This is a genomic window from Mesorhizobium sp. M7A.F.Ca.CA.002.04.1.1, from assembly GCF_004022805.1.
GTDB lineage: Bacteria > Pseudomonadota > Alphaproteobacteria > Rhizobiales > Rhizobiaceae > Mesorhizobium > Mesorhizobium ciceri.
On sequence record NZ_RZPL01000109.1, the window covers coordinates 1 to 10739 of the forward strand.

Genomic DNA, 10739 nt, shown 5'->3' on the forward strand with positions numbered 1-10739 from the left:
CCGTGGGCGTTCTTTCGTATTTCCAACAGAAGACCTGCCTCAAATCATCGAGCTTTTGCGCCCGGTTCGAGCCTTGTTTCTGGACAATCTTCCTCGTGCCGGCGTTCTAGCAGATCGCCGTTGTCAAGAACAATGCAAGACTGGCCCGGCCGCACATGGTTCGAGAATGAATTTTCCACAGATACCATCAAACCCGGAAATTCCTGCCCGCAAGCTCAACAACCGAGAAAACGCGGGGAAAATATTGCTTGAATGGCCGGCTACGGCTTTCAAGCGACTTCCCTTGGCCGACCGTCGCCTGCCGCCGATTTTCGGTGGCAATCCACCAGATACACTATCGAAAACGGGGGGCGGCCGCTATACCAGCTTCGGCAGCGGGCAAGCGCGTTATGAGGCATGGGCAATTTCGAGGCGAGCGCATTCAACTTCGCTAAACAAGATCCGCCGCATGACACTTGCCGAAAACAGCGAGCCCGAAAATTGAACCGGCTTTCATCCCTCACACAGCAATTCTCGCCTTCGCGGATCAACAACTACTTCTCCATCCTTTGCTTCTTTTTTCCACCGGTTCTGGGGTCGGTGGTCAGCTTTGTGTTCAATTGCGGAGGCCTTTCGTCCGCCCTGCTGATTGCTTTAGGGAAAAGGCGCTTCAACGCCGACCGGCCCATGATCTGGATGACGGTCGCGATCTATGCCTACTGCGCCGCCAATCTCCTGGCGTCCATCGTCAACAACTCGTTTGTCCGGGATGCGCCGCATCTTATCCCGCTCGTCACCTTCCTGTTTTTTCCCGTGTCCTATTCGACCTGGAGCAACACGCAGAAAACCACGCTTGCCCGCATCGTCGTGCTTTCCAGCATGGCCGCCTGCTTTGTCGCGCTGCTCATGGCCGTCATCCAGCAATATTGGATTGGCGTCAGGGCGGAGGGGGGAGCCGGAAATCCGATCGTCTTCGCAACCGTCGTCTGCCTTGCCGTGGTGACGTGTGTGGCTGGCGCCTTGTCCAGTATTGAGCAAGCCCGGACACCCCTCTTCTACGCGACACTGGCCGGGACGATCGCCGTCATCTATTCCGGCTCGCGTACCATCTGGCTGGCACTGCTGATTGCCGGCATAGCCGTCATGTTGATCAACCGGCACAGGCTCAGGGGCAGGAATGCCGTTCGCCTGCTGCTGCTGCTGGCGGCAGTCGGCGTCGTGATCGCCGCTTCCAGCTTCCAGGCGATATCCGGGCGGGTCGACTTTTTGCGCTCCGATTGGGGTGCGCTTGGAGCTAGCGGCAACTACGACACCTCGTTGGGAATACGTGTTGCGCTTTGGGAGATCGGCCTCAAAGCATTCCATGACATGCCACTGTTCGGGCACGGTGTGGGTGCAACCCAGCTTCTGATCAAACAGGGCTTTCATGAGCAGTTCGCGATGGACACAGGCTTCAACCATTTCCACAACGGCTTCCTGACCGCCTTGGTGCAAGCAGGAATTCTGGGCGCCGTGACGCTGGCAGCGATCTTTATCGTTGCCGCTGGAAATGCCGCCCGGGTCTTGCGAAGCAGCAGCGATCCGAACGAGCGGTTCGGCGCCACCATGATTGTCGTCGTGGTGATCACCTATCTGACGGCCGGAATGACAGGCATCCTGGTCGGCCATGACATTCTGGACTCGGTGCTGATGGTCTTCCTGGTGAGCGGAACATATCTCGCCTCCGGACGTCATGTTCCTTTGCTGGACGAACCGGCACTTGCACCAGTCACGCAAGACCTGTCTCGGGCAAGGCCATGAAGGTTCTGGTCACGGGCGCGACAGGTTTCATCGGGCGTCTTGTCGTGCGCCACTTACGCGAAGCCGGTGCCGAGCTTCGCCTCGCCTCCCGCCATCCCGAGAGGCTTGGTTCGGAGAACGAGACTGTGCCGATGCCCGGCTTCGATGCGCCGGCCGCCGCCTTCCTGGAACTGACCCGGCATATGACTGACGTCGTCCATTGCGCTGGCCTCAACAATGATCGGGGAAATGCAACCGAAGCCGATTACCAGGCGGCCAATGTGGAACTGAGCGCAAGGCTGGCGCATGCAGCGGCGGCCCAGATAAGCGGACGTTTCATTCATCTCTCCTCGATCCGGGCGGTGATCGGCGCGCACGTCAGCGCAACGATCGACGAGGACACGCTTCCTGCCCCACAATGCGCCTATGGACGCTCGAAGCGCGAAAGCGAGATCACGGTTTTGGACGCCTATGCGTCGCATGGCCGCTCCGACGCCGCCGTGTTGCGCCTGCCTCCGGTCTATGGAAGTGGCATGAGGGGAAATCTGGCAACGCTGATGCGCCTTGCCGATACGCCGCTGCCGCTGCCGACTGGTGCCTTGACCGGAATCCGTTCGCTGATGTCTTCCGAGGCCGCGGTGCGAGCAGTGTCGCACCTGCTCAGCCATTCCGGGCTGCTTCGCCCGATCTATGTCGGCGCCGATGTGCCGCCGGTCGCCCTCGACGCCGTCATCGCCGTCTTTCGCAGAGGTTTGGGGCGGCCTGTGCGCCTGATGGCGATGCCGGCCGGGCTGATACGGCCGGTGGTGGCCGCACTCGGCAGGCGGGCGTTCTGGGACAGCCTGACCGCGACACAAATATGCGACCCCGCCCTGCTGGTATCGCAGGGGTGGACGCCCGAAGCCGGCACGCTTGAGCGGCTGGCCGAGCTGGCGCGGCTCAGCAGATCCTGACTTTCTTGCTTGACCATGATCTTTTCATGGTCTGCTCAGCGGTAGAGCGTTCCAAACAGGATCCGAAGATCGAGCCAGAACGACGCGGTGCGGAGGTAGGCAGCATCCGTTTGCGCCAAGAGCTCCGGGTTAGACATGTCGATGCCCCTGATCTGGGCCAGGCCGGTTATGCCCGGCAGCGCCGCCAAAACCCCCAGCCGCCTGCGACACTCGATCAATTCCGTCTGGGTCGGCAGGCAGGGCCGCGGCCCGACCAGGCTCATTTCCCCCTTCAAGACGTTCCAGAATTGCGGCAGCTCATCGAGCTTGAACTTCCGCAAGACCTTTCCAACCGATGTCACGGAATCCGCCGGCGCCTCATGCGAGGGTAGCGACGGCGTCCCGACATACATCGTGCGCAACTTGTGGCAGCGGAAAAGCCGACCGTCACGGCCGACCCGCACCTGTGAAAAAATAGCCGGGCCCGGCGACGATGCCCGAACGGCAAGGACGGTGAGCGCCAAGACAGGAGATGTCGCCACCAGCAGCAGAGCCGCACCGGCAAGATCGAAGATTTGCTTGGCTGCCTTCATGAACGGCCGATAGTGCTCCCTGCCGAAGTCCCGAGGCAATGCCGCAGGCCAATGCCGTCAATCCGGTCGACGTAGCATGAGCCGATCTCTTGACCAAGCGCGCCACGCAGCCGTCGCAATGTTCAGATGCGCCCCAGGACGAAGGCGAGATAGAGCCCCAGGTTTCCGGAAACGGTCTGCCGATAGACGCCGCTTCGGCGCAAGCCTGCCAAGCGGCGGAAAAGGCCGCCGTCGCGCCCGCGGGTGAAAAGGTCGAGGCACACCATCGCGTCCTCGGTCAGGAGGTCGCGATTGACGGCAAGACCGTCAAGGTTGAGGTCCGTCCAGCCGGCGAATTCCCCCTTAAACAGGCGGCCAAGCCGGGACACCCTTGCTTTCCAGGATACGTTGGCGCCGACCAGGTTTGCCGCATGCTGCCGGTAGCGCACCAGCGGCCGCGGATCGTAGCGGACGATGCCGCCGGCGGCGGTCACGATGAGATAGGCCCACCAGTCGTGGCTGACGAACCCGGTCCGCATGCAGGCCCTGGCCAGCAGGTTGCGTGCCGCTGCGTTGAGCAGGATGGTGTTGCCGCCGGCGATGCTTTGCACAAGCGCGTTGCGAAAGGTTGGCGGCCGGGCAAACAAAGGCGAATGGCCGACAAGGCTTCCTGTTTCCGTCATGGTCGCGGTTCGCGAACAAAACATCAGCGGGATTTTCGCATCCTGGGTCCGCATCCAGTCGATAGCGCTCTCCAGCCTGTCGGGCTCCCAGATATCGTCCTGGTCGCAGAAGGCATAGCAGTCCGCCTCGATGCGTCGATCGACGATCATGGAGCGGAAATTGGCGGCGAAGCCTTGCCGCGGCCCCTCGACGAGCGTCATTCGACACTTGGGCCGCCAGCGGGATTTCCATGCCTCGATGATGGCGGTCGTGCCATCGACGGAGCCATCGTCGGATATCCACAGGTCGACCAGAGGGTGCGACTGCTCGAGCAGGGACTGCAGCTGCTCCGCGATGAAGGCGGCGCCGTCGTTCGTGCCCATCAGGACCGCGATGCGCAGATCATCTTTGCTCACGAGCAAGATCGCTTTCTGATTCTGATTGGATCTATCTCTTTGATTTGGCGCAATTCCCAAAGGTAAGCGCCGTGCGCTTTTCCCGGAATTGTTCTAGGTCGCCTGCCCGGCCGTCTTCGGAATCGCGTCTTGACGTGCACTTGCCCTGGCCTTCTTGGCGCGGTCGAGACCTGCCAATGCGGCGAGCGCGGCAGCCTTGTCCTGGTTTTTCGCCGACTGCTGCAGCGCCGTGAGCGCGACCTGGACATCCGACCATTCCACGACGTCCGTGCTGAGGCCGAAAATCTTCGAGATGCCGAGTTCGACGAGTTCCTCGTCTTCGCCATGCAGCGTTTCGTGGAGTTTTTCACCCGGCCTTATGCCGGTGAACCGGATCGCGACGTCCTTGTATGGGCTCTTTCCGGACAAGCGGATCATCGTTTCGGCCACTTCAAGGATCGGTACCGGCTTGCCCATGTCGAGCATATAGACGGCATAATCGTCTCCGCTCTGCCGCGACGCGGCATCGGCCGCCGACATGATGACGAGATCGACGGCTTCGGCCACGGTCATGAAATAGCGTGTCATGCGCCGGTCGGTGATGGTGACGGGCCCTCCGGCCTCGATCTGCGCCTGGAATATGGTCGCCACCGAACCATTGCTGCCGAAGACGTTGCCGAACCGCACTGCAATGAACTTGGTGGCCGGGCGACGCCCGCTTGTCTCGCCTGCCGGCGTGCCATGCAAGGCGCTGATGATCTGTTCGGCGGCCCGCTTCGTCATGCCGAGCACTGACGAGGGATCCACCGCCTTGTCGCTCGATATCAGGACAAATTGCGCAACCCCGCACTTGGCGGCGACCTCGGCACAGACGAGCGTTCCGAAGATATTGGTCTGGATGGCCGAATCCCAGTTTTCCTCGAGCAGCGGAACATGCTTGAGGGCCGCGGCATGAAAGATGATGTCCGGCCGGAATTCCGTGACGACACGCGTTATCTGGCGCCGGTCCGCGACATCGACGATGCGGACCTTGAGGCGGTCGTGGTCCTTCTCGTCAACATACTGGCTCAGCTGGAAAATGCCGAACTCGGAGTTGTCGGCGACCAGCACCGCCTCGGCTCCGAGTTCCAGCGACCGCCTGACCAGCGTCTGACCGATAGAACCGGCACCGCCGGTCACCAGAACGCGTTTGCCGCCGACAAAGGCGCCGATACGCTGGATATCGGACGCGACCGTCGGCCGGCGCAGGATCGTTTCCATCTCGACGGTGTCGAGAACCAGCTTTCCGTGCTGTTCCAACTCCGAAAGGCCTGAGAACTGCACCACATTTATGTCGCCGTGCCGGGCAATGCGCACAAGTTCCGAATAGTCCTCGATTTCGTGCTCGGCGCCGCTGCCGAAAATCAGCAAGTCCAGGCTCTTGGTGCCGGTCGCATAGTCTTCCAGGACATCGATCAGGCGCGGCATTGTCGCCACCACGGGAACACCTTGAATCCGCGTGCCCAACGGTGCGCCGCGCTCGGTGGCCATGATGCCTGCGATGGAATAGTCCGCCGGTTGCGCCGTGCGCGTGAAGCGAATGATCAGGTCGGCCTCGCCGAGCCGGCCGACAAACAGAGCGCGCTTGGCCTGCTGGTCGGTCTTGCGGCTCAGAATCCCCCAGCTCGCGCCGTCACGCAGGAAGCGGTAGAACAGCCGGGGTGCCGATATGATGGTGAAGGAGACGAGGAAGAAGACGATGAACTGACGCTCGTTGAGCCCCGCCACCGGCCGGTAAAAACGCAGCAGCAGCGACGCCATGTAAAGAGTGAACGTCAAAATCGCGCAGCTCTTCAGGATGTTGAAAAAGTCCGGCGTCGAGGCGAAGCGCCAGACAGTGGTGTAAAGGCCACTGTAGCGGAACAACAAATGGCTGATGACGACGATGCCCGCCCATGTCGCCAGACCCTCGTTGGAGAACGCTTCGAACGAAAGATTCGACCGCGAAAGAATAAGGCTGAGTGCCACGGCGACCAGGACCATGACCACGTCCTGGACCATGATGAAGGCGCGCCGCATCTGTGGCCTGAGCCCGAACACAGCTTCTAGATGGGAATTCATTGGACGGCACTAGACTCCAGGCTCAAGGGCATCGACACCAGCGAAGTGCGAACACGAAGATACTTCGCGATCAATCACCTTACCCACGTGCCATCCCCGACCCCCGCCGTCCTGTATCGCATACTGCGGGTGCGAGGGCATAGCCAGAGGTTTTTTCGGACAAGAGCGTGAATACGAGTAAGCTTGACGCCCTGTTACTGGATCGGTGGAGTCCGATCGGTGCGTTGCGATTTGGACACTGCCGCCGCGTCAGCGTTGTTTCGGTTTTGCCGCAATTGACTCTGCTCTCGACCTCGCTACGACGCAACTGGTCGAAATGGCTATGAAGGCCAAGTTTGCGGGTCGAGTGCGTGCAGAGGACAAAGCTACCAGAGGTGGGGCGCGGGCGCGCCACATTATAGTCATAACATGTCGCGACATGATGGCACGCTGGCCATTTCCATACTGGGACGGCCTTCAGAGACGTAATGACTCGGTTGCAGCTTCCAAAACCGGCGTAGAGTACAGGCAAGGCTCATGATCGCAGAAGCCAGCTCTGTGGCTTGCCCATCCATGGGATACAATTATGGCTGTTGCCGCGACGACAATGAAGAGTTCGAAGTTAAAGCGAGAAAGCCAGGGCGAGCGCACCTGCTTGATGGTTCTTGGCATGCATCGGTCCGGCACCAGCGCGTTGGCCGGCGTGCTTCAACTGCTGGGTGTTGCTCCACCAAAGAACTTGATTCCCGCCGACGAAAGCAACCGGACAGGTTATTGGGAACCATTGCATCTGGCCCTGCTGAACGAGCAGCTCTTGCTCGAACTTGGTAGCCGGTGGGACGATTGGAGGCCGGTCCGGGTCGAGGAACTGTCGGCAAGCCGGTTAAGATTCTACCACGACGAGATCGCTCGCCTACTCGATGGCGAATATGGCGGCATGCCAACGATCGTGCTCAAGGAGCCGCGGATTTCGCGCATTGTGCCGATCTATCAGCAACTGCTTACATCGCTCAGGTACAAGACTGACTATGTAACGATCACTCGCAATCCACTGTCGGTCGCCAAATCGCTGGCAAAGCGCGACGGAATGGATCTGGGATTCGCCTCCCTCGTTTGGCTGAACTACGTTCTGGCCTCCGAGAGAAGCACTAGGAATTCACCTCGTGTCTTCTTGTCGTACGAGTCGATGGTTCGAGATTTCGGGCCTGCCCTGGAGAAGATCTCAGAACGATTTTCGATCGAATGGCCGCGCAAGATTAGCTCTGTCGAGAAAGAAATTGCAGCTTATCTGTCGACTGATCACCAGCACCATCTGGCGAGCGTCGACTTGCTCATGGCTAATGATGGCGTGCCGGATCTGGTCAAGCGAGCCTATGTTGCCATGCTCGACCTCGAGGAAGACGCGTCTTCGCCAGCAGCGACCGCCGAACTCGATGCAATCTATGACGAATTTGAGGACAGTTGGCTGCCGGCTGGCCAAGTCATGTTTGCCGAATTGCTGGCGCGTGAGACCAAGGCGCGCCTCGCGCCGACAACCGATTACGCCGCCACAGAGTTAAGACTGGTCGGCAATGTCCGGGCGCTGATGTCTCAAGTCGATCAACTTAGCGCGGAACGCGATGCGTTGAAATCAAAGATCGTAGCGATGGTTGAGGACCAGAACCCAATGGAAGGGCAGGCGGTCGAGGGTGAGATAAGAGCAGAGCGACTGAAGTCAAGCGAGTTGGCCACCGAGTTGGCCACAAGGATCGGTGAGATTGCGAGCTTGAATGCCGAACTCTCAACGCGCTCGGCGCAACTCGCAGATTCGAGACAGGAAATCGCAAGGTATGTCAGCCAGATGTCAGCTCTCCAGGCAGATTTGAGATCGCTCACCGAGCAGTACGACAGCCGGGGCCTGGACGTTTCGACCCTGAGGGACCAAGCAGAACAACTGCGATTGGAGATCGCCGCCAAGTCAAGCGAGTTGGCCACGAGAATCGATGAGATCGCGAGCTTGAATGCCGAGCTCTCAACGCGCTCGGCACAACTCACAGATGCGAGACAGGAAATCGCAAAGCATGTCAGCCAGATGTCAGCTCTCCAAGCGGATTTAGGATCGCTCACCGAGCAGTACGACAAGCAGGGCCTTGACGTTTCGGCCCTGAGAGGCCAATTGGCGGCCGTGACGGAAAGCCTTCAGGCAGCGGCGCGCGAGCTAACGCTTATCCACGAGAGCAAATCGTGGAAAGTTGCGAAAGCATTGTCAAAGCTTGCTTTGCCGATCCGAAAGATTGGCGCAGACACACGAGGCACGGATAAGTGAGCGCAAAACAGAAGACATCAGCAGATATCTACGTTTTCGATGTCGACCCGAATTCGGACACGGCTGCGGCAAATGTGTTGCGGTTAGTCGGCAGGGATAAGGATGTCCTCGAAATCGGCGCCGGACCGGGGTCGATCGCCAAGCCACTGATAGCTCTGAACGGCTGTCGGGTTACCGCGCTCGAATATGATCCGAACTGCATTCCGATCCTGAAGAGCTTTTGCGTCGACGCGGTCCAGGGCGATCTCAACACGCCAGGATGGGGCGAGGTCTTCGGTGAGCGACGCTTCGATGCCGTCGTCATCGCGGATGTGCTCGAGCATCTGGTCAATCCCTGGGAGACATTGAGGGAGGTCACCCGCTATCTGCGGCCTGGCGGCAGCGTGGTCTCGTCGATCCCCAACGCCAATCATGCCGCAATGATGGCGATGATGCTTGATGACAATGTCGACTACCGGGACTGGGGCCTTCTCGATCGCACACATATCCGCTTCTTTGGCGCCAAGAACCTTCAGCACCTCTTCCGCCAAGCCAATCTGAAGATCGTCGACGCGCTCTTTGTCGTGCGGACGCCCGAGATGACAGAGTTCGCCGAGAACTGGAAGAAAACGCCCGAACAAGTCCGGGCAGCTTTGGAACTCGGCGCCTATTCGCAGATCTATCAGACGGTCGTGAAGGCAGAACTGGCGAACTCGCCGAAGAATGAGTTTGTCCTGCTCGATCGCGCGCCCCCGAAAATCGGCAAGCCTGTTTCGAATTTGCCGTTTGTCCCGCCGCCACACTATTCGCCACAGCAGCGACCGACGTTCAGAACGATGGTTGGCCGCATGCTCGGCCCGACCGGCCGTCGCATCGTGAAGTCGATCCTGAGCATGCGATAATGGCGCTGCGTTATGTTGCCTACTATCTGCCGCAGTTCCATCCGTTCCCCGAGAACGATGAATGGTGGGGCAAAGGGTTCACCGAATGGACCAACGTTGCGAAGGCGGAGCCGCTCTACGATGGCCATAATCAACCGCGCTATCCGACCGATTTCGGCTACTACGACCTTCGCGTCCTGGACACCATCCGCGATCAGGCCGAGGTCGCTAGGGAGCACGGGATCGACGCTTTCTGCTTTCACTACTACTGGTTCGACGGCCACCGGCTGATGGAGAAGCCGGTCGATGCTTTCCTGACCGACAAGAGCATCGACATGGGCTTCTGCCTGTGCTGGGCGAACGAAAACTGGACCCGCCGATGGGACGCCGCCGAGCACGAGGTTCTAATCGCGCAGACCTATGGTCCGGATTGGGAGTTGCGCTTCATCGAAAGCCTCTTTCCCTATTTCAAGGATCCCCGCTATCTGCGGGTCGATGGCAAGCCGTTGCTGGTCGTCTACCGGCCGCAGCATCTTCCTGACGCCAAGGCCGCAGGTAAGCGCTGGCGGGAGCATTGCCGCAAGATGGGTATCGGCGAAATTCACATCGTGAACGCGCTCGTTCACGGCAATAACGACTACGAGCAGTATGAGTTCGACGCAGGCGTCGAGTTCCCGCCGCACAACATGAAATTCCATGGTGTGAAGGAGATCGTGCCGACCTATAAGCCATTCGAAGGCTACCCGGTCGAATATGCCAACGTTGCGCGCGATTTCCTATCGAGGGACCATAGCCGCAAGCGGATCTATCGAACCGTTTTCCCCGATTGGGACAATACGGCCCGGGTAAAGAATCGCTCATTGATCGTTCTTGGCTCCACCGTTGCAAATTATGAGCGCTGGCTGCGGGGATCGAGTTCGCTGACGCGCGCCAATCGCGCGGAAGGCGATCAACTGGTCTTCATCAATGCTTGGAACGAATGGGCCGAGGGATGCTATCTCGAACCAGACCGGAGACACGGCCGGGGGTTCCTGGAGGCCACGCTTCGCGTGAAAAATGGCATGTCGATGGTTGACGATATTTACGACGTTGCGCCGGAACGCGTGCGGTTCGAACTCAGGCAGCAATTAGCGGCGATCCCCGAGGAAGCCAGGGACGCAGAAATCGCAAAGCTC

General features: G+C 59.6%; 9 protein-coding genes. 6 read left to right on the plus strand and 3 right to left on the minus strand.

The window, feature by feature from the left end:
- The 3 genes from ENZ75_RS34280 to ENZ75_RS08365 all read left to right on the plus strand — a co-directional run.
- On the plus strand, positions 1-484 hold a 484-nt coding region (locus tag ENZ75_RS34280; protein WP_164887763.1), incomplete at its 5' end, for a hypothetical protein.
- On the plus strand, positions 481-1779 hold the full coding sequence (locus ENZ75_RS08360) for an O-antigen ligase (RefSeq protein WP_013532712.1): 1299 nt from the start codon (positions 481-483) through the stop codon (positions 1777-1779). The genes ENZ75_RS34280 and ENZ75_RS08360, both read left to right, overlap by 4 nt.
- Positions 1776-2711 (plus strand): NAD-dependent epimerase/dehydratase family protein, encoded by a 936-nt coding sequence (locus ENZ75_RS08365; RefSeq protein WP_013532713.1) that lies wholly within the window; start codon positions 1776-1778, stop codon positions 2709-2711. The genes ENZ75_RS08360 and ENZ75_RS08365 overlap by 4 nt, the downstream gene beginning before the upstream one ends.
- A 35-nt stretch (positions 2712-2746) precedes the next feature.
- Here ENZ75_RS08365 and ENZ75_RS08370 read toward each other — a convergent pair whose 3' ends face one another.
- The 3 genes from ENZ75_RS08370 to ENZ75_RS08380 form a co-directional block, all read right to left on the minus strand.
- Positions 2747-3283, minus strand: coding sequence for a sugar transferase (locus ENZ75_RS08370; protein WP_013532714.1), 537 nt, complete (start codon positions 3281-3283; stop codon positions 2747-2749).
- A gap of 122 nt (positions 3284-3405) precedes the next feature.
- Positions 3406-4341, minus strand: a complete 936-nt coding sequence (locus ENZ75_RS08375; protein WP_128278017.1) for a glycosyltransferase — start codon at positions 4339-4341, stop codon at positions 3406-3408.
- 93 nt (positions 4342-4434) lie between these two features.
- Positions 4435-6420, minus strand: coding sequence for a nucleoside-diphosphate sugar epimerase/dehydratase (locus ENZ75_RS08380; RefSeq protein ID WP_063167692.1), 1986 nt, complete (start codon positions 6418-6420; stop codon positions 4435-4437).
- 565 nt (positions 6421-6985) lie between these two features.
- On the opposite strand from ENZ75_RS08380, the gene ENZ75_RS08385 reads away from it, so the two are divergent.
- The 3 genes from ENZ75_RS08385 to ENZ75_RS08395 all read left to right on the plus strand — a co-directional run.
- Entirely contained in the window at positions 6986-8704 is a 1719-nt protein-coding gene (locus ENZ75_RS08385) for a sulfotransferase family protein (protein WP_013532717.1), read from the plus strand.
- Positions 8701-9585, plus strand: a complete 885-nt coding sequence (locus ENZ75_RS08390) for a class I SAM-dependent methyltransferase (RefSeq protein ID WP_013532718.1) — start codon at positions 8701-8703, stop codon at positions 9583-9585. Before ENZ75_RS08385 ends, ENZ75_RS08390 begins: the two co-directional genes overlap by 4 nt.
- Positions 9585-10739, plus strand: a 1155-nt coding sequence (locus tag ENZ75_RS08395) for a glycoside hydrolase family 99-like domain-containing protein (RefSeq protein WP_206617020.1), incomplete at its 3' end; no start/stop codon positions are given. The genes ENZ75_RS08390 and ENZ75_RS08395, both read left to right, overlap by 1 nt.

Coding starts and splice junctions, on each gene's coding strand:
- ENZ75_RS08365 (WP_013532713.1), top strand. CDS start 1,776: ATGAAGGTTCTGGTCACGGGCGCGACAGGTTTCATCGGGCGTCTTGTC.
- ENZ75_RS08370 (WP_013532714.1), bottom strand. CDS start 3,283: ATGAAGGCAGCCAAGCAAATCTTCGATCTTGCCGGTGCGGCTCTGCTG.
- ENZ75_RS08380 (WP_063167692.1), bottom strand. CDS start 6,420: ATGAATTCCCATCTAGAAGCTGTGTTCGGGCTCAGGCCACAGATGCGG.
- ENZ75_RS08385 (WP_013532717.1), top strand. CDS start 6,986: ATGGCTGTTGCCGCGACGACAATGAAGAGTTCGAAGTTAAAGCGAGAA.